The sequence below is a fragment of the Peptacetobacter sp. genome, from assembly GCF_029264495.1.
Lineage (GTDB): Bacteria > Bacillota > Clostridia > Peptostreptococcales > Peptostreptococcaceae > Peptacetobacter.
The window spans coordinates 18,130-41,684 of the sequence record NZ_JARIBH010000062.1 but is presented as its reverse complement, the minus strand read 5'-3'; the positions used below and the strand labels follow the sequence as shown (position 1 = coordinate 41,684).

At 27.9% G+C, this 23,555-nt stretch carries 19 protein-coding genes; 5 read left to right on the top strand and 14 right to left on the bottom strand.

Annotated features, from left to right (window positions below; all coding sequences use genetic code 11):
- Nucleotides 1-125: 125 nt before the first annotated feature.
- From Q1J78_RS05850 to baiB, 10 genes are all read right to left on the bottom strand, one after another.
- A complete protein-coding gene (locus tag Q1J78_RS05850) occupies nt 126-764 on the bottom strand; it encodes a 4Fe-4S binding protein (RefSeq protein WP_300276463.1) in 639 nt (212 codons plus the stop codon).
- Nucleotides 765-1,009: 245 nt separating this feature from the next.
- On the bottom strand, nt 1,010-1,909 hold the full coding sequence (gene rbsK / locus Q1J78_RS05845; RefSeq protein ID WP_300276461.1) for a ribokinase: 900 nt from the start codon (nt 1,907-1,909) through the stop codon (nt 1,010-1,012).
- 81 nt (nt 1,910-1,990) lie between these two features.
- Nucleotides 1,991-2,434, bottom strand: a complete 444-nt coding sequence (locus Q1J78_RS05840) for a GNAT family N-acetyltransferase (RefSeq protein ID WP_300276459.1) — start codon at nt 2,432-2,434, stop codon at nt 1,991-1,993.
- A 156-nt stretch (nt 2,435-2,590) separates the two neighbouring features.
- Nucleotides 2,591-4,576 (bottom strand): NAD(P)/FAD-dependent oxidoreductase, encoded by a 1,986-nt coding sequence (locus Q1J78_RS05835; RefSeq protein ID WP_300276457.1) that lies wholly within the window; start codon nt 4,574-4,576, stop codon nt 2,591-2,593.
- A gap of 237 nt (nt 4,577-4,813) precedes the next feature.
- Nucleotides 4,814-6,235, bottom strand: a complete 1,422-nt coding sequence (locus tag Q1J78_RS05830) for an MFS transporter (protein ID WP_300276455.1) — start codon at nt 6,233-6,235, stop codon at nt 4,814-4,816.
- A 90-nt stretch (nt 6,236-6,325) separates the two neighbouring features.
- Nucleotides 6,326-7,606 carry a bile acid CoA-transferase BaiF gene (baiF, locus tag Q1J78_RS05825; RefSeq protein WP_300276453.1) on the bottom strand — a complete coding sequence of 427 codons (1,281 nt, stop codon included), beginning with the start codon at nt 7,604-7,606 and terminating at the stop codon, nt 6,326-6,328.
- A 56-nt stretch (nt 7,607-7,662) separates the two neighbouring features.
- Nucleotides 7,663-8,412, bottom strand: coding sequence for an SDR family NAD(P)-dependent oxidoreductase (locus Q1J78_RS05820; RefSeq protein WP_300276451.1), 750 nt, complete (start codon nt 8,410-8,412; stop codon nt 7,663-7,665).
- A 33-nt stretch (nt 8,413-8,445) separates the two neighbouring features.
- Nucleotides 8,446-8,946, bottom strand: a complete 501-nt coding sequence (baiE, locus tag Q1J78_RS05815; protein WP_300276449.1) for a bile acid 7alpha-dehydratase — start codon at nt 8,944-8,946, stop codon at nt 8,446-8,448.
- Between the two features lie 25 nt (nt 8,947-8,971).
- Entirely contained in the window at nt 8,972-10,891 is a 1,920-nt protein-coding gene (baiCD, locus tag Q1J78_RS05810) for a bile acid Fe-S flavoenzyme BaiCD (RefSeq protein WP_300276447.1), read from the bottom strand.
- A 73-nt stretch (nt 10,892-10,964) separates the two neighbouring features.
- Nucleotides 10,965-12,491: a bile acid--CoA ligase BaiB gene (gene baiB / locus Q1J78_RS05805; protein ID WP_300276445.1), complete on the bottom strand. Its 1,527-nt coding sequence runs from the start codon at nt 12,489-12,491 to the stop codon at nt 10,965-10,967.
- 509 nt (nt 12,492-13,000) lie between these two features.
- On the opposite strand from baiB, the gene Q1J78_RS05800 reads away from it, so the two are divergent.
- From Q1J78_RS05800 to Q1J78_RS05790, 3 genes are all read left to right on the top strand, one after another.
- Nucleotides 13,001-14,242 (top strand): helix-turn-helix transcriptional regulator, encoded by a 1,242-nt coding sequence (locus Q1J78_RS05800; protein WP_300276443.1) that lies wholly within the window; start codon nt 13,001-13,003, stop codon nt 14,240-14,242.
- Entirely contained in the window at nt 14,235-14,777 is a 543-nt protein-coding gene (locus Q1J78_RS05795) for a hypothetical protein (RefSeq protein ID WP_300276441.1), read from the top strand. The genes Q1J78_RS05800 and Q1J78_RS05795 overlap by 8 nt, the downstream gene beginning before the upstream one ends.
- Nucleotides 14,778-14,959: 182 nt before the next feature.
- Nucleotides 14,960-15,712 (top strand): DeoR/GlpR family DNA-binding transcription regulator, encoded by a 753-nt coding sequence (locus tag Q1J78_RS05790; protein WP_300276439.1) that lies wholly within the window; start codon nt 14,960-14,962, stop codon nt 15,710-15,712.
- 82 nt (nt 15,713-15,794) lie between these two features.
- Here the strand turns inward: Q1J78_RS05790 and Q1J78_RS05785 are convergent, their stop codons facing one another.
- Nucleotides 15,795-16,691: a glycyl-radical enzyme activating protein gene (locus Q1J78_RS05785; RefSeq protein ID WP_300276437.1), complete on the bottom strand. Its 897-nt coding sequence runs from the start codon at nt 16,689-16,691 to the stop codon at nt 15,795-15,797.
- Between the two features lie 278 nt (nt 16,692-16,969).
- On the opposite strand from Q1J78_RS05785, the gene Q1J78_RS05780 reads away from it, so the two are divergent.
- Both Q1J78_RS05780 and Q1J78_RS05775 read left to right on the top strand, forming a co-directional pair.
- The gene (locus tag Q1J78_RS05780; RefSeq protein ID WP_300276435.1) at nt 16,970-19,381 is read left to right on the top strand and encodes a glycyl radical protein; all 2,412 of its coding nucleotides are present in this window, start codon (nt 16,970-16,972) and stop codon (nt 19,379-19,381) included.
- Nucleotides 19,382-19,503: 122 nt separating this feature from the next.
- Nucleotides 19,504-20,184, top strand: coding sequence for a fructose-6-phosphate aldolase (locus Q1J78_RS05775; protein ID WP_300276433.1), 681 nt, complete (start codon nt 19,504-19,506; stop codon nt 20,182-20,184).
- Between the two features lie 320 nt (nt 20,185-20,504).
- On the opposite strand, the gene Q1J78_RS05770 is transcribed toward Q1J78_RS05775, so the two are convergent.
- The 3 genes from Q1J78_RS05770 to Q1J78_RS05760 are packed head-to-tail and all read right to left on the bottom strand — an operon-like array spanning nt 20,505 to nt 23,553.
- Nucleotides 20,505-21,341, bottom strand: coding sequence for a hypothetical protein (locus Q1J78_RS05770; RefSeq protein WP_300276431.1), 837 nt, complete (start codon nt 21,339-21,341; stop codon nt 20,505-20,507).
- Nucleotides 21,338-21,835, bottom strand: a complete 498-nt coding sequence (locus Q1J78_RS05765) for a Mov34/MPN/PAD-1 family protein (RefSeq protein WP_300276429.1) — start codon at nt 21,833-21,835, stop codon at nt 21,338-21,340. The genes Q1J78_RS05770 and Q1J78_RS05765 overlap by 4 nt, the downstream gene beginning before the upstream one ends.
- Before the next feature lie 2 nt (nt 21,836-21,837).
- A complete protein-coding gene (locus Q1J78_RS05760) occupies nt 21,838-23,553 on the bottom strand; it encodes a ThiF family adenylyltransferase (protein WP_300276427.1) in 1,716 nt (571 codons plus the stop codon).
- Nucleotides 23,554-23,555: the final 2 nt, after the last annotated feature.

The following is a 23,555-nucleotide window of genomic DNA, read 5'->3' as shown; positions in this document are numbered from 1 at the left end:
AAAAAGTAGAATCTAACCATAGATTCTACTTTTTAAATTTAGTTTACTATTTTAATTTTTTCATAAAGTACTCTTTAATTAATTTAAAATAAAAAATAAAAGTTGCTACTTTATATTCCTTCTTTTTATATCCGTTTTAATATTGCTTCTACTGGACAAATTTCTGCACAATTTCCACAGTTTATACAGTTTATATGATTAATTGTGGATTGATTTATATCATCAAATTTCTCTACATCTATACATCCTTGTGGACAAATTTCTCTACATCTTCCACAATTTAAACATTTAGCAGTTATAAAGTATCCTTTTTTCTCTATTTTTTCCCCACCAAAAGAAAATTCATATCTTTCAATAGGATTATATCTAAGATCTATCCATTCTCCCTTTCCTTTTACTATTTTAAAAATTGTCAAATTCATTCTAGATTTTTCAGTAGGATATATTCTTTTTATATAATCATTTCGTTTTAATATTAAATCTCTTTTACTTTTGTTTACTTCTTCAACATCACCAGATATATTTATATATACAACATCTTTAATATCTTTTCCATTTGCTGCTGTTAGAGATAAATATTTTTTATTTTTTAATATTTCGTAAAAAAGCATCCCTTTTGATATAGAAAAGTATATGCCTGTTTCATCATAATCCATTATATTTATTGCACATGTTACAGGTAAATTTTTATTATCTACTGTTGCTCCTATTGTTGAATGTATTTCTTCTACTATATATTTAAATATTTCTATTGTTGATTTCATTATATTCCTCGCAATTACTTATTTTTAATATATCTATTATATACTATTTATTTAAAAAAACTTCATTTTGTATAATTTTTATATATAATGATTTTATTTGTTTGCATTTTATTTTCTTATGGTACTTATTTTTATAGTTAATTGCAAAATTATATGAAATTTACAAAGTATTTAAAATAGAGTATATGTATTTTTATAAAAGAAAAGACTATAGTTAAAATTTATAACTATAGTCTTTTTATTTATTATATTTCATCTCTAGATGGAATTGAGCTTTGAGCTCCTCTTTTTGATACTGTAATAGAAGCTGCTTTTTGTGCAAAATCTATTGATTCATAAATATTTTTTCCTTCACTTAGAGATATTACGAGTGCTGCTGTAAAAGTATCTCCTGCTGCTGTTGTATCTACAACTTTTGTTTTTTTACAATCAAATTTTTTAAATTCTTCTCCATTATAATGTAGGCAACCCTCTTCTCCTAATGTACATATTACTTGATTTACACCATTTGATTGCATTTTTATCAATTCAGTTTTATATTCTTCTATATTATTAAGTTCTTTTCCACTTAATGTAGCTAGTTCTAATTCATTTGGTTTTAAAATATAGCTTCCTTGATATAAATCTTTATCTATATTTTTTACTGCAGGTGCTGGGTCTATAATTATTTTTTTACCTTTTGATATAGCAATTTCTTTAACATATTTTACTATTTCTAGTGGTATTTCAAATTGCATTATAATATATTCAGCATCATTTATTAGATTTATATTTCTATCTATTAATTCTTTATCTACTAAAGAGTTTGCTCCTGATATTACTGTTATTGAATTTTCTCCCTTTTTATTTACATGTATATATGCTTGACCTGTAACTTCATTATCTATAATTTCTATACCTTTTGTATTTACATTTACATTTTTTAGATTGTTTATTAAAATTTTTCCAGCATCATCATTTCCCACAGCTCCAATCATAGATACATCCCCTCCTAATTTACCTATTGCATAGGCTTGGTTTGCACCTTTTCCTCCTGGAACTTTTTTTATACTATTTCCTATTATTGTCTCGCCAATCTTTGGCATTTCTTCAACATCTATAACATAATCTAAATTTAAACTTCCTATAACTAAAATTTTACTCATTTTTTCACGTCCTTATTAATATCATTAAATTTGATTTAATTATATATCTAATTTTAATACTAATAAAGATAATTATTAAAGTTATTTTATATACTTCATTATTTTTTCACCTTTTGTATCTAATTCACCTGTAAATTCAAATCCAAAATACTTATAAATATTTATTGCGATTTTATTCTCCTCATACACACTTAGATATATATCTAGATTTTTATATTCTCGCTTTATTCTTTCTAACACAATCTCAAATGATTTTTTACCATATCCTTTGTTTTGATATTTTTTATCTATCAACAAACGATCAAACCAAAGTCTTGTATATTTTGATTCTGTAATATTTCCATACATAGCAAATCCAATCATTATGTTATTATCATATATCCCAACTGGATTCCAATTTTCTAACAAATCTGCCTCTTGTAAACATTCTTTTATACTTTCTATATAACCCTTTTGAAAATCCTCTACTTGTAGTTTTTCAGCTTCTTCTCTATTTTCTTCTGTTATTTTTTTCAATATAATCATTTTAACACCTCATCCAGGATACTAATAACTCCCAACTTTATACTTAAATATATCAAAAAAATTTTATTTCGTATATAAGCTATAGGTAATTATTATGTTAAAATTATATTAAAAAAACTGCTATATCATAAAATATTTGATATAGCAGTTTTTATTTTATAAATTATATGCAGCTTCAAATGCTTCCCACATAGCAAAGCTTGCTTGTCTAGCTTTTTTTGCATCTCCTATTACATATACTTCAGGAACAAATTCTTTTATTTCTTCTGATATTGGATCATAATTTCTTGAACCTAATCCAAATAATATATAATCAAATCCTTTTAACCATTCTTCTGTTCCATCTGCTCTTTGTACTTTTACATCGTGGTCTGTAACTTCTAATATTTTTGTATTTACATTTATATGAACACCTTTATTTTTTAATTTTCTTATTAGAGGTTCTCTATTTGGACTAGATACACCAGTTAATAACTGTGGTAACATTTCTATTAATGTAACATCTATATCTCCTATACTAGCTTCAAAACCTCTTGTGTGTGCGTTTGGTCTTGCATTTTCTATCACTGTTTCTGCAGTTTCACAGGCAACTGCTCCTCCTCCAAGAACACAAACTTTTCCTTTTGGTATAACAAATTTTCCTCCTAAGAAATCATGTGCAGTAAGCACTGGATATTCTTTTGTTCCTTTTATTGGTGGAATTAATGGTCTAGCTCCTGTTGCAACTATTACTGCTTCTGGAGCAAATTCTTTTATATTTTCTACTGTAGCTTCTTTTCCAAATACCATTTTTACTCCAGCTTTTTTTGCTCTATAATTTAAGTGAGATAACCATTTAGTCATTTCTTGTTTACCAGGAGCTACTACTGCTAAATTAATTTGACCACCTATTTGATTATCAGCTTCCCAAAGTGTTACATCATGACCTCTTTCTGCTGCTGTAACTGCTGCCATCATACCACCAGGACCTGCACCAATAACTAAAACTTTTTTAGATTTTTCAGCTGGTATTTCTGGATAATCATATTCAAATCCAACTCTTGGGTTTATATGACAGCGACACTGTGGTCTATCTGCTGTACGACTTATACAACTTCCACCGCAACTTGCACATGGTGTTATTTCATCAAATAAATTTTCTTTTGCTTTATTACATAAATCTGGATCCGCTAATAAAGGTCTACCTATTGCCACTCCATCAACTAGTCCTCTTTCAACTATTTCAGCAGCATATCTTATATCATTGATTTTTCCTACTGCATAAACTGGAACATCAACAACTTTTTTAATTTCAGATGCTTCATGTACATTTACCCCTATACTTTTATTCTGACTTGGTATTATATGTTCTAGTCCTTCATATTGAGTTCCACCAGAAACTTCAAACATATTTACACCTGCTTCAACAAATTTTGGAGCTAAGTATAACATATCTTCTAAAGTATTTCCTCCTACTACTCTTTCATCTCCTGATATTCTAAGCATTATAGGAAAATCAGGACTTACATTTTTACGAACTTCTTGTATCATTTCTATTACAAATCTAGCTCTATTATCTAGACATCCACCATATTCATCCATTCTTTTATTTCTTAATGGTGATAAAAAAGAACCCGGTAACATATATGCATGTGCACAATGTAATCCTATTCCACCACATCCTGATTCTTCCACTCTTCTAGCAGCTTGTCCAAATTGTTTTATTATATCATGTATTTCATCTACACTTATTGCACGGCTAACATGACAGTTTGCATTTGTATTTTTTGATGGTCCAAGTGGTGCTATATGTCTATATCCACATATTGATTCTGGTCCAGGATGTATAATCTGAGGTATTAATGTACTTCCTGCATCTTTTATTCTTTGAGCAAATTCTCTAAATTGTGGTACTAAATCATCTGAATCTAGTGCAGTTGTATTTCCCATATATTTATATTTACTATCTATTGTAACTGCATCAATTGTTATATATCCTGTACCACCTTCTGCTCTACGTACAAATATATCTGCTAATCTTTTTGGTACTGATCCATCTTCTGCTTCATAATTCATACTCATAGGAGCCATACCTACTCTATTTTTTAATGTTAATGATCCTATTTTCAATGGTGAAAATAGTTTAGATTCTTTCATGTCCATAATTATTTTTCCTTTCAAGATTTAATTTATTTTCTATATATCTTTATTTTTTACTGACTTTGCAAAGTATCTTTCTTTGAGTTTATAATATCAAAAAATCTTTTTTAACATTCGACAAAATCTTATCAAATACTGTATTACTTTATAAATTTATTATTATTAAATTTATATTCTAAGTTTGTAAATTTTTATTAATTTTCAAAATAAAAGGGGAACAACTGTCCCCTTTTTAACATACTATTTATTATGTATCTTCGGTAACATCCTTACTGCTACTATAGCTATGATTATACAAATTATTTCAACTAATGCTAATGTATGAATAGATGAAACAGAAGCTACTGATTTAGCTACTTCATTTGTAGCACCACTAGATAATATGCTTTCCATTTTATTAGTTACTGTATTTGCAAATAATGGTACAAATACTGCTACTCCAAATGGAGCTGATATATCACGAAATAGTCCATAAGTTCCTGTTCCTGAGCCAGCTTCTGATTGATTTAAGCCTGAAAGACATACTTTCATTAATATTGTTGCATTTCCTCCAAGTCCTATACCTAACATTCCTAAAGACCCAGCAAATATAGCAAACTTAGATGTTTCATTAAATAAAATCATCATTGCACATCCAATACCTGTAAATAAAAGTGAACCAGTAAGAACTGTTTTTGGTTCTTTCTTATCTGCCATAGGCCCTATAAATACTGCACCTAATGACATTCCTATATAAAGTATTGATATAGCAAAACTTGATATTATTGTATTTTCTGGTTGTGTCGCTCTAACAAATAATATTACATCTGTCATATTCGCTTGCATTAATCCTTGAGTAAGGAATAGTATTATAATTGGTAAAATAAATTCCTTACGTTTCATAAATTTACCACTTAATATTGGATTTTCTGCTTTTTTCTCTTCTTTTATTAATAATATTAATACTACTATTGATACTATACTTACTAATATAAATGGTTTAGATACCCATCCTATATTTTGACCAAATGATGGTATACATAATAATAAACTGAAGAATATTAATACATATATTGAACCTTTTTTATCAAAATCACTAAGATCTTTCTTTTCAAATTTTGTTTTCTTTATCATGACTGAACATATAAAAAATGTAATTATGCATAGTGCAACACATACCCACATCATCATTCTCCAGCCAAATAATTGCATTATTAATCCACCACAAGTTGGTCCAACAACTACTGCTCCACTTGATATTAACATATATAAAGCAAATCCTTTTCCCATTTCTTCTTGTGGATATTCAGTTACTATATAAGCCATTATTATAGGTGCTATTGCGGCTGTTCCTATCCCAACAATAAATCTTGCTCCTAGCATAAACACTAAAGAAGAAGATATTGCTGTTAATATATTTCCTATTGTAAATATTATCATTCCTAATAATAAAGTTTTTCTACGTCCAAGAACATCTCCTAATTTCCCTAATATAGGTGCACAAGCAGCTGTTGACATTGCTAGTGATAATGAAATCCATGTTGTATTGTTATCATTAAGCCCCATATCTGCAACAAAAGCTGGTGCAAGTACTGCTGTAAACCCTCCTACTAATCCTACCAATAATGCTGCTATTGCAAATGGTATAAATCCTCTTTTATAGTTTTCTTTAGTAGATAACATTTTTTTCTCCTTTTAAGAATTTTATTTATTTACACATCAAGCCTGTCAAAATAACATTTGGCAGGCTTGATATTACTTTTTGATTAAATATTATTTGTCTTTTTTAGCCATATGAGGTATTACTTTATCTAATTGATAACGTTTTATTGTTTTTTCTAAATCAAACTCGTTTACTATTCCTCTTTCATATAAGCTATCTATATCTTCTTCTGAATATCCAAGATCTTTAAGTATATCTCTATTATCCATTCCAAATAATGGAGCACCTCTCCAGATTTCTGAAGGATTATTTTTAAATTTATTTATTAAACCAAGACCTTTTATATGTCCCATCATAGGATCATCCCATTCCATTATTGTTCCACGAGCATTCCAATGTGGGTCATTTAAACAATCTTCTAATTCATATACCCTTTGACATGGTATAAGTGCTTCTTGCATTGCTTTTTCAACTTCTGGCATTGTTCTTTCTGAAACGTATTTTTCCATAGCTCTTTCCATTCTTTGACCAACAGGTGAATCTATCATCCATCCATTGAATCCTTCTGGGAAATCTGGATCTCCACTTCCTGGAACTGGAAGTCCTATTATAGGGAATCCTCTTTTACAAACTTCTGCACCAGTCATACCAATAAATATAGTTCTTCCATCTTTACAAGTATAGAAACTAAATAGTGCAGCTTGAGCATCTTTATTACCTGTTTTAGGTACTTTTACTCCATCTGTTGCATATTGAATCATACGTCCATCCATTATTCTTGCTAGTGCTTCATACTGTGCAACATCTACTGATTCACCTTTACCTGTTAATTGTGTACTAACATAACAAGCAAGCATTGTCCAACATGTAGTAAGACCGCATACAAAATCACTTAAATATGGATTTATTTTTAAAGATTCATTAACTCCATTTAATGACATATATCCACTAAATGCTTGTCCTACAGCATCATATGAAGCTCTTTTTACATATGATGGATCACCAGTTTGACCATATCCAGATACATGTACTATAGCAAGTTTAGGATTTACTTCCCATATAACTTCATCAGAAAGTCCTAATCTATCATATTGTCCACCTTTTGATGATTCTACCCATATATCGGCCCATTTTATTAATTCTAAAAATATTTTTCTTCCTTCTTCAGATTTTATATCTGCAACCATTGATAATTGATTTCTATGATTTTGAGGATATCCATACCATCCACGTTGGTTATCTGGTTTTTTTGGCCCTTCAAAATGAACTACTGTAGCACCACATTCTGCTAAAAGTCCACCTCCTAAAGGTCCTGCTATATTAGATCCACTATCTAATATTTTTAATCCTGAAAGTGCCCCAAATTTAGGAAAATCTTTTAATCCAGCCATTTTTCTTCTCCTTTTGATAAACAATTTATGTAATAGTATTATTTTCTAAATTAAATTTATGGTCTATAAGCTCCATCAACACTTATAGTTGTAGCAGTTATACCACTTGCTAAATCAGAAGCTAAGAATAAATATGTATTAGCTATTTCTTCTGGTTCTAACATTCTTTTCATTGGGAATGTTTTTAAATATCCTTCTAATATTTCTTTTGGCATTCCACCAACCATTGGAGTATTTACAACACCAGGAGCAACACCTACAACTCTTATATTTTTACGTATTATTTCTCTTCCTAAAGCATGAGTTAATCCTACTACACCAGCTTTACTAGTTGGGTATCCTATTCCTGATAATGAACCATATATACCTGTTACTGATGCTGTATTTATTATTACACCTTCTTTTCTTTCTTTCATGCATTGATATGCAGCCCAAGCTCCATTAAATACACCTATAACATTTATATCTATTAATGTTTTAAATTCTTCTTCACTTACTCTACTAAATACATTATTACTTGTGATACCAGCATTGTTTATCATGACATCAAGTTTTCCATATTTTTGAGCAACTGTACTTACTGCAGCCATTACTTCTTCTCTTTTAGTTAAATCTGGAGCAAAACCTAATACTTCTTTATCTGGGTATAATTCTTTTAATTCAGCTATTGTAGTATCTACTTCTTCTTGAGTTTTACCAAATATAGATACTGTTGCACCATTTTCTATAAATATTTTTGTTGCACAAAGTCCTATTCCACTTGTTCCTCCTGTTATGATAACTACTTTATCTTGTACTAAATTCATAATCTTTCCTCCTTAATTATTTATATATTTTTCTTATTTATGCATATTTCTAGTTATATGTATTTTAGGATCTCTCATAAAATGTTCTTCATATATACGAACATATCCAGTTTCTTTTATATACCATTTACCGTCTATTTTTTCATATTTGTCTGTATAGAATGCACCACCATTTATTCCAACATCTTTGTATTTACCATCAGTAAATATTAATTTATCTTCTAAATACCATCTTCCTGTAGCTGTATTTTCATCTTCTATAGTTATTTCAGGTGTATGCCCCATATGCATACTGATTTCTTCTTTTGGCATAGTGCTTTTTAAATAATCAGTTACTTCTTTTGGACTATGAAATACTAATTTACCATCAGAATAAGATGTTTCTATATTAGGAGAAAGAGTTGTTTCTAACTCATCCCATAATTTACCATCTAGACAACGAAAATATTTAGCTTTTAATTCTTTTATAGCTTCTATGTCTTTCATTTTTTGAATTTCTTTTTCTAAAATTTCTATTCTTTCTTCTAAATTCATTTTTCCTTCCTCCAAAATAATTTAATTATATATCCATACCAACTTCATATCCTTCTGCAGCAGCTATTCTTAAATCTCTTGTACTTGCTGCATCACCAATTACATTGAATGGTATTTTTAATTCATTACATTTTTCTTGTAGATTTTCACTTGGTCTTTTTGTTATTCCTGTACAAATTACTACAGAATCACATTCTAAACTTCCTTCTATTGTTTCTTTAGTTTTTCTATCTGTCATTATATAGTTTAGTTTTCCTGGTTCTATTCCTACTACATTAGTTCCAGACATTTTATTAATTTTATAGTATTTAAACTCAGGTCCAATAAACATTCTACGAAGCATACTTAATCCAGTTCCAACACCTTTTCTTTCTATTACTGTTACTTGTGCACCTCTAGCAGCTAGATATTCAGCTACTTCAGCTCCTACCCAACCACAACCAACAACTGCAACATGACCACTTAATTTAACATCTTCATTAAGTGCTTGATATTGAGAATATACATTTTCTCCGTCTATTCCTGGAATATCTGGTGCTACATAGTCAGAACCAATTGCGATTACTACATGATCTGGTTTAAATTCTTCTATTAATTCTGGTGTTACTTTTGTGTTATATCTAACTTCTATTCCTAAGCGTTCAACTTCTTTATTTTCCCATTCTACTGCTTTAACCCAATCATCTTTCATTGGAGCTTTTCCTGCTAATATAAATTGTCCACCTAAGCGGTCTGAAGCTTCAAAAATAACTGGTTCATGACCACGTTTTTTTAGAACTTCTGCTGCTGATATACCAGCCATACCTCCACCTATAATCATTACTTTTTTAGGTTCATCTACTTCTTTTACTTCTTTATACTCTAAACATAATCCTGGATTACGAGTACAAGTTATGTGACTCATTTTAGGATTTATAACTGCATCATAACAACCTTGGTCACATCCTACACAATGTTTTATTAAATCTTCTTTTCCATTTCTAACTTTTTCTATCCAGTGAGGATCTGCTAATTGTGCTCTTCCTATTCCTACTAAGTCAAATTTTCCTTCAGCTATTACTTTATTAGCCATTTCTCCAGTATTTATACGTCCAACTCCCATAGCTGGAATTTTTATTTGTTTCTTTATGTTATATATATTTTCTATATTGAATCCATGTTGTAAGTTAAATGGTGGTACTTCATATACTGTTGCAAAAGATTGAGCATTACCTCTAGATAAATCAGCTATATCAACACCTAAGTCAGCACAGTTATTTATAAATTTAACTATTTCTTCTTCTGACATAACTTCATCCATTAATTCATCTATACAATCAACTCTCATGAAAAATGGCATTTCTTCTGGAATATTATCTCTTATAGCTTTTACAACTTCATAGCAAAATCTACAGCGATTTTCAAAACTACCTCCATATTCATCTGTACGTTTATTCATTCCTGGACTTAAAAATTCGTGTGGTAAATAGCTGTGTGCTGCATGGAATTCTACTGCATCAAATCCAGCTTCTACTGCTCTTTTTGCACCTCTTCCAAATTCTTCTACTATCTCATGTATACGTTCTACAGATAATGTATCTGGTGTTTCAAGTGTGTTTGTTTCATCAAAGAACATTTGTGGACTGAAACCTCCATGCCATAATTGGATAGCCATTTTTCCATCTACTTTATGTACTGCATCTGTTAATTTTTTTAATTGTTCTACATGTTCATCTGTATAAAGTCCCATATACATATATGCATGTGGTGCTGGACATAGAGCAACACATTCAAATATATTTAGTGCACATCCTGCTTTTGCTCTTTCCACATGATAAGCTATCATATCATCACTTATTTTATGTTTATTTTTTACCATTTTTGTATTCATACCAGGAAGAACTATTCTATTTTTTAGTTCAAGCCCTCTAATTTTGAATGGTGAAAAAAGTGCATCATAACTCATTGCATTAAGCCTCCTAATTTCTATTTTATAATTATTATTACTGCATTTTGCAGATATCTCGCTAAAGTATCTCTTAACCAATTATTTTTTTTAATACCATACTTCTATTTAATTTTCCATTTTCACCTCTAGGTATACAATTTACAAATGTAAAATTTTTAGGGATTTTATATGGTAATAAATTTTTTTTCAAATATTCTATCAATTCATTTTCTGTAATTTCTTCTTTTTTTTGTACTATTGCATGTAGTCTTCTTCCCCATTCTTCATCTGGTATTCCCACTACAACTGCATCAACTACTTTTTCATTAGATGTAAGTACTGTCTCAACTTCTGTTGCAAATACATTTTCTCCACCAATAACAAGCATATCGCTTCTTCTATCAGAAAAATAAAGGTATCCATCTTCATCTAAGTATCCAAAATCGCCAACACTTCTATATCCACCATCTTTTACTTCCAATGGTTTATGATTTATATATTCTGTCATACAATAATTATCTGGTGATGTCATATATATTTCTCCAACTTCATTTGGACCTAGTTCATTTCCTTTTTCATCTCTTATTGATATTTTGCTATCTCCAAAAGCTTTACCAATACTTCCATAATGATTTAACCAATCATCTCCTCTTATATAGGTAATTCCTATTGCTTCTGTCATAGAATACATTTCATAAACTTTTTTAGCTCCTATTGTATTAATCCATTTTTCCTTTAAATATGGAGAACAATACCCTCCTGTATGATGTAATGCTTTTATAGATTTAAAGTCTTCTTTATTAAAATCTTGTAACTTTATTATTCTGTTCATCAATGTAGGTATCATCTGAATAAATTCTATTTTATATTTTTTGATATACTCCACTATTTTTTCTGGTCTTAAATTTCTAGGTATAATAATAGTATTCCCTACAAAAAGTCCATTAAATGCTGCCGTATGTGGTGCTCCATGAAACAACGGTCCAACAAGCAATTGTCTTTGTTCAAATTCCATTCCAGACATTTTAAACCAATTTTTTATAATTTCATCAGACATTCCACTTGCCATATTTTGTTTTATAAATTTGAAATCTCCAGTTGTTCCTCCTGATGGAGATATCATATTTGGATTTGCTTCTACATCCTTTGGCATTTTTTCAGATTCATCTTTACAAATATCTATTATAGAATCAATATTTATAATTTCTGTTTTACAAGGCATTTCTTTGTCTATAAAAGAAACTGATGGTTTAATAATTTTACATATCTTTTTTAGCTCGGTGTCTGTTATTTTGCATGATACTGGCATATAACATCCACCTGTTTTCCAAATTGCAAGAGTAGACAAAATATGTTCTATCCCATTTGGAAAAGATACCATTGCAACCTTTCCTTTTCCAAACCCTTTTTTTATAAGATACCAAGCAAGTTTATTTGAGTAGATATGAAGATCTTTCCAAGTAATATTTTTTACATTATCTTCTTTATCTATGTAAATAATTGCTGTTTCATTAGGTTTTACATTTGATATGTACTCTAGTTGCTTTCCTGGAGTGACAAAATCTGATATCCCAGAATTAAATTTATTAAAATATTTATTGTATTTTTTTTCTCCCATATCTAAAACTTTGTCCCTCCTTTTATATGAGCTTAATTAGTTCGTTTATCTTTGTCTTGATATTATCTTAACATTTTTATAAATGAGTAAAGTTATAATAACCTCTCATTTCATAACACACTATATACATTTTTGATAATCACTTTATAATCAACTAACGGACAAAATATGATATTTTTATAACTTTTAGATTCGATTTATAGATATTTCATAATATTGATGTTATATTCTATTGATATTGACACTTTAATACTTTTAAGTATTTATTGTGTTATAATGAAAAAAATTTTTATTTATTCGAGATTATTTATTTTTTGAAATCGTTTTTAGAAATATATTTTTAACAATGTATGTTTTTTTAGTATTTAAAATCTATAATTTTTTTAATATAGAAATTATTAATAATATTAATAATTATATTTTATCAATTCTGATATAATTTTTATCAATCGTGATATAATATATTTTGTATTAGAATTTATATATTAATCTTAAAAGGAGAGATTTTTATGGAAGATATACCTAGATCCAAACCAATTTGTGGTAAGCCAACTAATTCATTTTTTGTAAATAAAGACAGATATCTTCGTTTACAGACTCACAAAATAAATGACATTACTCCACCAATTTCTGAAAATGAATCTTTACTAATTCTAATAACTAATGGTTCTGGTAGTATTATTATTAATGGAGTTGAATTTAATTTAAAAACTAATACTTTTATTTGGTTGCAGTCTTACCATACTTTTACAATAAAATGTAATTCATATGAACCTTTAGAATTTAAATTATTTGTATATGACTATCCTTTATCTTCTTTTTTAGCTTTTAAAGAACCTTCTCATAATGCTATAGATACTATTGTAGATGCAATACCAATTATATATTTAGATGATAAGTATTCAGAACGAGTAAATGATCTTATTGATGAATTTTCTGAATTTGATGAAATTTTCACTCCTGGTGCATCTTTAATAAAAGTTTCTATATTAGGAGAATTAGCTAAAATTTTTATTGATATTAGCATAAAAAATCATTCTTCAAATAATGTTTCTTCTCCTAAGCCATTAGCTTGGAAGGCTATTTTATATATGAGTAAATTTTTCTATAAGGATTTAACCGCAGATAGTGTTGCAAAAATATTTAATACAACTGCTACTATTTTAAATCGAGATTTAAGAAATGTTAGTGGATATAATTTTATTCAAAATTTAAATAGAATAAGGGTTAATATAGCATCAAGTGCTCTTTTATATGAAGATTTATCTTTATCCTATATCGCTCTACATTCTGGATTTTCATCTGAAGTAGTTTTTTATAGAATTTTTAAACAATATATGCATACTACACCTATAGAATATAGAAATAAACTTATAACACAAAATAACAATTCTGTTTATAGAGGTATGATTATGTCATCATGTCTTATGCAAATTCTAAATTATACTTATGATAATTTTTCATCTCCTATAGACTTGAAAATAGTTTCTAAAGATTTATTTTTATCAGAAAATACAATAAGAAATATCATTCATGAAAAATTTAAATCTAGTTATAAGTCTATAATTTTATTTAATAGAATTAGACATGCAGAAGCATTACTATTGACAACAGATTTAACAATTTTGGATATAGCTATAAATGTAGGATTCAATTGTGATAGATCTTTTTCTAGAGCATTTAAAAAAATTTGTAATATGACCCCTAGTGAATATCGAAAACTACATTGTGAGGTGAAACAAGATGAGTAAAAAAAATAATATTTTCTATCCACCTCTTTTTTCTGGTGAAGGATATTTTTCAAAAGGTGAATTTAAATTTCCTATTACAACTAAAGAAAAAACTGTAAATAAATCTACATTTTTAAAAAACAATAAAGGAATTACATTATTATTTTTTAAAAACAACAATGGTAAAATAATCGTTAATTCTACAGAAATTTCTGTAAAAAGAGGTACTTTTATCTGTTTAGCTAATTATCATTATTTCAAAATAGTTCCAGATATTAATAAATCTATAGATTTTATAGAATGTAGATTGAGTTATGACACTTTTCTTTATATAGCAGCAAATCCATATTACTTATTTTCAGAAATTACACTATCAAGTATCCCATTAACTTCTCATTTAGAAGGTCATTTACTTGATAGAACTGAAATTTTATTTGAAAGACTTGTAAAATCAACTGCTAAAAATAATAATAAATTTAATGAAATTGATTTTTTATTATGCATGAAGTTGATAGGCATACTTCAATATACTAATAATAAAAATATTTTTAAATAATTATTTTCATAATAAACAATTAAAAGGAATTCTTATATTTTATTAAGAGTTCCTTTTTTGATTCTCAAATAATATCTAAATCAAAAATATTTTTACACTTACCTTTAATTTTTTTATCAATCGAAACTTTTTTATATTGCTAATGAAACTTATATATGATAATCTAAAAACGAGGTGAAAATATGAATAGAAGACAATCGCAAATATTGGATTTGCTTACACAAAATAAAAAAATGAAAGTAACTGAGTTATCTGATATTCTAAGTGTTTCTCAAGTTACTATACGTAAAGATTTATGTACACTTGAAGATAGTGGAATTATAATAAGAGAACATGGTTATGCAAAATTAAATGAAAGTGACGATATTAATAATAGACTTGCATACCATTATGATATTAAACAAAAAATAGCTGAAAAAGTTGTAAAAAGTATAGATGATGGTGAAACCATTATGATTGAATCTGGATCTTGTTGTGCTTTAGTTGCATTAGAGATTGCAAAAACAAAAAAAGATATAACTCTTATAACAAACTCTGCTTTTATAGCTGATTACATTCGCAAAGTAGGAAATATTAGAATAATACTTCTTGGTGGAGAATATCAAGAAGAATCTCAAGTTATGGTTGGACCTATTACTAGAAAATGTGCAGAAGGATTTTTTGTAGATAAACTATTTATAGGAACTGATGGTTTTACAAAAGAAACTGGATTTACTGGAAATGATTATATGAGAAGTGAAACAGTAAAGGATATGGCTAAACAAGCTAGTAATGTAATAATTGTAACTGATTCTGTGAAGTTTGAACAAAAAGGTGTTGTAAGTTTATTAGATACTGATAAAGTGTCTCATGTATATACAGACTCAAATATTCCTTATGAAATAGAAGAATATTTAATACAAAACGAAATAGATGTTATTAAAACTGAACAATAAAAAAGGTGAATATTATCACCTTTTTTATTTTATCTATTTTTTTATTTTATCCTTATTTATTTTATCCTTATTTATTTTATCCTTAAAAGAAACACTCTAAACCTTTATCTAAAAATATTTTCTGATATTCTTTTAAATCTTCTGGATAAAGTGCTTTTTTATTTTTATATTTATAACTTCTATTTAACAGTTCATATTTCTTTTCTCCAAATTGGTGAAATGGTAATAGTTGTACTCTTTTTGCTCCAACTTTTACTAATAATTCTGCAAGTCCTTTAGCATCATCTATTGAATCATTAAAATCTGGAATAACTGGTATTCTAGGTAATACATTTAATTCATTATTTATAGCAAATTTTAAATTTTCTATTATTAAGTCATTGTACACTTTTGTTCCTTTATAATGTTTATCTCTATCATAATGCTTTACATCGAACAATAGTAAATCTAATTCTTTAGATAATTCTTCAAATATTTCTTTTTTTATATATCCAGTAGTTTCAATCGCAACATGGATAGAATGTTTTTTTAATTCCAATATAAGCTCTTTTAAAAATTCTGGTTGACTCATCCCTTCTCCACCAGAAATTGTCACTCCTCCACCAGACTCTTTATAGAAGTCTATATCTTGCATACATATATCTACTATTTCATCTATTGTATGATAATCTCCTTCATAAGATAATGCTCTATTTGGACATGAATTTACACAAGTTAAACAACCAACACATTTATCTTCATCTATAATTATTTTATTATTATCATGAATTATTGCTTTATTGGGACATGAATTTACACAAAATAAGCAATGAGAACATTTTTCTTGTTCATGCAAAATCTGCACATTTTTTATCTGTGATTCAGGATTTGAACACCATTCACATCTAAGTGGACATCCTTTAAAAAATACTGTTGTTCTTATTCCTGGTCCGTCATGTATACTAAATTTTTGAATATTAAATGTAATTCCTCTTTCCAAAAAATCATCTCCTTTTGTATAAATTTTTTTATAAATTTTTATCATTATTACTTTTATTTAATTATATCTACATCTGTTACAATTAAAGTCCAAAGTATCCTTCTCTTTTAATAAAATAATATCATTTAGAAGCTAAAAAGTAAATATTATTGTTTCATTTGAAATCTTTATATATTTTATACGAAATTTTAATTTGACTTAATGTATGAATATGGTATATAATTTTGTTATAATGAAATAAAAAATAGTTACGTATGAAACTAAAAGGAGACTAGATTATGAAAAATGTAGAACATTTCGGTGACTTAACACCTAGAATGGACAAATTTAGAGAAAATGTACTTAATAAAAAACCTTATATATGTGCTGAGCGTGCATTATTAGCTACAGAATCATATAAAGAAAATCTTAATCAGCCCGTAGTTATAAAACGTGCTTTGATGTTAAAAAATATATTAGAAAAAATGACTATCTACATAGAAGATGAAACTTTAATAGTAGGAAATCAAGCTTCTGCAGATAGAAATGCTCCTATATTCCCTGAATATACACTAGAATTTGTAATGAATGAACTAGATTTATTTGAAAAACGTGATGGTGATGTCTTCTATATAACAGAACAGACAAAAAAGGACTTAAGAAGTATTGCACCATTTTGGGAAAACAATAATTTAAGAAGTAAAGGTGGAGCAATGCTTCCTGAAGAAGTTAGTGTATATATGGAAACAGGCTTCTTTGGAATGGAAGGTAAATTAAACTCTGGTGATGCTCACTTAGCAGTTGATTATGAAACAGTTTTAAAACAAGGATTAGTAGGATATGAAAAGAGAGTTTTAAAATTAAAAGATGAATTAGATTTATGTGTTGCAGAAAATATAGATAAATATCATTTTTATAGAGCAGTTTTAATAGTGATTGATGCTGTAAAAACTTATGCAAATCGCTTTAGTAAATTAGCTTTAGAAATGGCTCAAAAAACTGATGGACAAAGAAAAGAAGAATTACTTGAAATATCTCGTATTTGTGCAAAAGTTCCTTATGAACCAGCAGAAACATTTAAAGAAGCAATACAATCTACTTGGTTTATACAGTTAATATTACAGATAGAATCTAATGGACATTCTCTATCTTATGGACGTTTTGATCAGTATTTATATCCTTACTATAAACATGATAAAGATTTAGGATTAATAAATGATGATGAAGTTGTTGAAATATTAGACAATCTGTGGATAAAAACTTTAACTATAAATAAAGTTCGTAGTCAGTCTCATACATTCAGTAGTGCTGGTAGTCCAATGTATCAAAATGTAACTATCGGTGGACAGACTGTAGATAAAAAAGATGCTACAAATGAATTATCATATCTAGTATTAAAATCTGTTGCACAGACTAGACTACCACAGCCTAACCTAACAGTAAGATACCATAGAAATATACCAAAAGCTTTCTTAGATGAAGCTGTAGAAGTTATGAAACTTGGAACAGGTATGCCAGCATTTAACTCTGATGAAGTTATAATACCTTCATTTATAGAAAAAGGAGTTAAAGAAGAAGACGCATATAACTACTCTGCTATAGGATGTGTTGAAACTGCTGTTCCTGGAAAATGGGGCTATAGATGTACAGGTATGTCTTATATGAACTTCCCTAGAATACTTCTTATGGTTATGAATGATGGTGTCGATATGACAAGTGGAAAAAGATTCTTTGAAGGTAGCGGATACTTTAAAGATATGAAATCTTATGAAGAATTAGAACAAGCTATCGAAAAAGCTATGAGATATTTAACTAGAATGAGTGTTATAGTTGAAAATACAATAGATTTAGCTCTTGAAAGAGATGTTCCAGATATACTATGCTCAGCATTAACTCAGGATTGTATAGGTAGAGGTAAAACTCTTAAAGAAGGTGGAGCTATATATGATTTCATATCTGGACTACAGGTTGGTATAGCTAATATGGCAGACAGCTTAGCAGCTATTAAAAAACTTGTATTTGATGAAAAGAAAATATCTCCAGAACAATTATGGAATGCATTATTAGATGATTTTACAAGTGAAGAAAACAAAAAAATTCAGCAAATGTTAATAAATGATGCTCCAAAATATGGAAATGATAATGACTATGTTGATAATTTAGTTGTAGATGTTTATAACATATACATAGATGAAATGAAAAAATATCCTAACACAAGACATGGAAGAGGTCCAATTGGTGGTATAAGATATGCTGGAACATCTTCTATATCTGCAAATGTAGGACAAGGGTTCTCAACTATGGCTACTCCTGATGGTAGAAATGCTAGAACTCCTCTTGCAGAAGGTTGCTCTCCTTCTCATTCAATGGATAAAAAAGGACCAACAGCAGTATTTAAATCAGTTTCAAAATTACCAACACACGAAATAACTGGTGGTGTTTTATTAAATCAAAAAGTAACACCACAATTATTATCAAATGAAGAAAACAAAGAAAAATTAGAAATGTTAATAAAAACATTCTTCAATAGATTAGATGGATATCATGTTCAATACAATGTTGTTTCAAGAGATACGCTTATAGATGCTCAGAAACATCCAGAAAAACATAGAGATTTAATAGTTAGAGTTGCAGGATATAGTGCATTCTTCAATGTATTATCAAAAGCAACACAAGATGATATAATCGGAAGAACTGAACAAACATTATAATTTATATTATTTAGTTTTCTAATATAGACAATATAATTTCATAAAAATTAGTTATATATTAGAATTTTAAATTTATATGAGCTATAATAACTATTATAGTCTTAAGAGAGGAAATATTTAAAATGGAATTTATAGTAGATACAGTTAATTTAGAGGAAATAAAAGATGCTGTTGAGCATATGCCAATAGTTGGGGTAACTAGTAATCCTTCAATAGTTAAAAATACAAACCCTGAAAACTTCTTTGAACATATGAGAAAAATAAGAGAGATAATAGGTATGGATAGAAGTCTTCATGTTCAGGTAATATCTAAAAATAGTGATGAGATGGTAAAAGAAGCTCATAGAATATTAAAAGAAATAGATGATCAGGTATATATAAAAGTTCCTGTTTCATATGAAGGTATTAAAGCTATAAAAGTTTTAAAATCAGAAGGTATAAAAGTTACTGCTACTGCAGTTTATGATTTAATGCAGGCGTATATGGCTTTAGCTGCAAATGCAGACTATATAGCACCTTATGTTAATAGAATAGGAAATCTTGGTGCAGATCCAATGTACTTAATAGATGAACTTTCTAAGAGAATAGAAAAAGATGGATATGATACTAAAATAGTTGCTGCATCATTTAAAGGTGTTCAACAGGTTAGAGATTCATTTAACCACGGTGCACAGGCTATAACAGCTCCTGTAGCAGTATTAAAACAGATATTTGCAAATCCTAGTATAGAAAAAGCAGTAGATGATTTTAATAAAGATTGGTATGCAATGTATGGAGAAAATGTAGGTATTTGTGATTTATAAGAAAGTATAAAAGGTATAGTTTTTAAACTGTACCTTTTTTATTTGTAAAATTAATTGTGTTATTTTATTTTTTCTAATATTGTTTAAAAATTTATTATTATTTATATAAAAAAAGAGATGTATACAGAAAATACTGCAACATCTCTATAATTCTATATTAATCTTATTCCAACTTGATATCTCCATTGATGTTATTATATATAAATAGCATAAAATCAAGATTATTAATATCAGATTCAGCCTTATTATCAATTTTACTTCTGGTTATTCAATTTTTTGCAAGTATATTGCAAGCACAAACTTCATATTATTGAAAACATCTACATAACTTTATATGGTTTATTCTCAAAATTTCTTTTTCCATCCCTATTTTGTTGAAATACATTAACATGTTTAACATTTCCTCTTTCTGCAAGAGATATAGCTTTTTTTACAATTTCAAATGTATTTTTAGGATTCGTCGTCGAAAAAATATTAATGGTTACACCGTCGCTTAATTCTCTTATCTCTTCAACAATAGTATTAACAAGTTCTTTAGAATAAACTCTCTCACCAAGTCTTAAAAAATCTCTTTTCACCGAAATAGTCATATTGGTTTTGAAATTGGAAGGTATTTGGTTGTAAGAGATAGGATAAGTGTCTTGTATTATTAAATTAATATCTTTAGAATTAGGATTTGTTTCATTCATTTTTCTTTCAACATTAATCTTGTATTCTTTATGTGGAAAAGCACTTTCTTCAAAAGGATATTCTTCAAAGGTGTCTCTAAGAATCAACTTATATTGAGTATATATTGGCACTAAGATTAAGTTGCATTTTTCATATCCTAATATCTTTGAACACAACCAATACCACCAATATGGTTTATTGTGATAAATGTTCCCTTTATTATAAATTTTATCTTTATTTGATTTTCTAATGACATGAAATAAAATATATACTGCAATTAGACATCCCATAGTCCAATTTCCAGAAATCATTAAATAATAATATTTTGCATTTTCTATTGTAGGTCTCACATCACCCAAAAGCATTTTAATTATTCCAGCTAAATTAACAATCGTTGGAGCTATTAAACAAATAATTAGAGATAATATTTGAATTAATTCTCTTGCTGAATCTAATATAAAGTTCTTTATATATTTTTTTACTATCAACTTCCATCCACATCCTTCCAGAAAATAGTATTTATTAATCTGACTTGTAATGTATCATTTATTTCCCATATTCTGATGGCTTCATATCCTACTATTATATGATAAAATTTAACATCGTCCTTTGAATCTTTGCTAATTTTCTTCCAATTTTTTAAATCTATGCATGAAAAATTAGGTATTGCTTCAGGATGAGTATGCCACTCGCCTATATACCTTAAAGTTTCATCACTTTTTTTATAAAGATTTTCAAACAATTCTATATGCTTTTTATCTTTTCTTATAAATCTGTTGTGTTTCCTTTCATCTTTAGGCATTGGAAAAGTTATATGATTAATTATTATATTTTCATTAGATTTATTTTCTTTTCCTATTAAAATCCCACCAGCTTCCTTTGAGAAAAAGCCTTTTTGTATGTATTCAAATAAAATATGTGTTATGTTGTGACATACTTTGATTTTTCTCTTATTTACAATAATCGCAATATCATTGCTCACCCCTATATATCATCCTTTCCTAAATCACATAATGACACTTCTAGATATTTTCCTTTTTGATTTATATATCTATCCGAAACGGAAAAACCTGCCTTAGTAAGATAGTAATCATCTCCCTTTTTAGAAGCAATAATATTATTGCTTACCCTTCCATCTATCTCTCGCTTAAATAAATCCATGAACAAAATCGAACTTTCAACTGATAATGTTGAACCATAAGGTATGAATGTGCCATTACATCCAGAATATGTTTTAGAAAAAGATTGTCCGTTTTTAACATATGAGGATAAGTCTATTATTCCGTCATTATTGATTCTAAAAATATCTTGATAATCATTTCCGTCTTTAATATTAATTCTCGCAACATGGCAACCAATATCTAAAGGTTCATTCCATATGTAAAATACTGTTTTCAAAATTTTATTTTCTAATAGATATTTGTTCAACCATATATTTATCGTATGGTTCCCAGTGGCAGATACAATGTAATCAAAATCATCAAAATTTAAATTACAATCAATTATTGCATCTTCTATTTTTTCTGAAATTGCTTTTGCATTTATTTCTGGCAATGTATTCTTTGCATAGTTAACTAAAGATACTGCCTTATAAGCATAAGTTGATTCTGTTCCAAGAAAATGCCTGAATATATTTTCTGGTTTTAATATATCGTTATCAACAAGTGTAATATTTTTACATCCCGATTTAATTAAATCATGAAATACATAACCACCAATAGAGCCACACCCAATCAATAAAATAGATTTATTAACAACCTCTTTTGGTAAAAAAGAAGTTCTACTAGATAAATAATCTACATCTAGTCTGTGAATTGAAAGGGGGATTATTCTGTTAAAAGATACAAGTTGAACCTTATCTTTTGTTAAAAATTTTGGATTTTCAACCATAAATCCGCAAGTATTTACCGTATCATCATCTTGTTTTATTTCAAAAATAAACATTAATTTACTACTGCATTTACCTTTCAATTTATTGAAACACTCAACGTCTATGAAGCTCAACAATTTATTTAAGAAATCGTCAAGTTTATAATCAAAAATATTAGGAGGATATATATCCTCAAGTGCATTAATATAAAGGTATATGCCGTTTTTTTGTGTACCTTTTTTCCCCCAAGTATCAAAATCTTTTTGATTGTTAGAAGCAAAATATTTTACATCATTTTTTCTTTTTATATACGCTGCAAACGACTCATTCTTTCTTTTTTTACTTTTCGATGCTATTTCACAAAACTTTATATTTGTATCTTTCTTCTCAGTTGGAAGTGAAACATGAGCAATCAATATATCCCTGAGCAATGCAAAATATGAATCAAATTCCTTTATAAAATCTTTTTGATTTTTACCTGAAATTCCATCTTCAATTAACTCTTTCGCCTTTAAAATACATTGCTCAAAAAGCCCTTCAAATTCCGGATAAATTATTGTTCCTTCTAAATCAAATAGACATAATTTCCCTTTTTTATCTATATGAGGTATAAACGGCAATTCGTCAATCAAATAGAAATCAAACAAATTTAATTCCCAGTCATCAGGGATACCTATTACAATAGGTATCCACTTCTTCAATACATCAAGTTTGCATCTAATAATCCAAGCATAACTTTGTCCATTAAATATTTCATTTTGCCTAACATCTGATTCAGAAATATGCTTATTATCCAATACAGCATTGTTAATATCAGTGTAGTTAATCATTA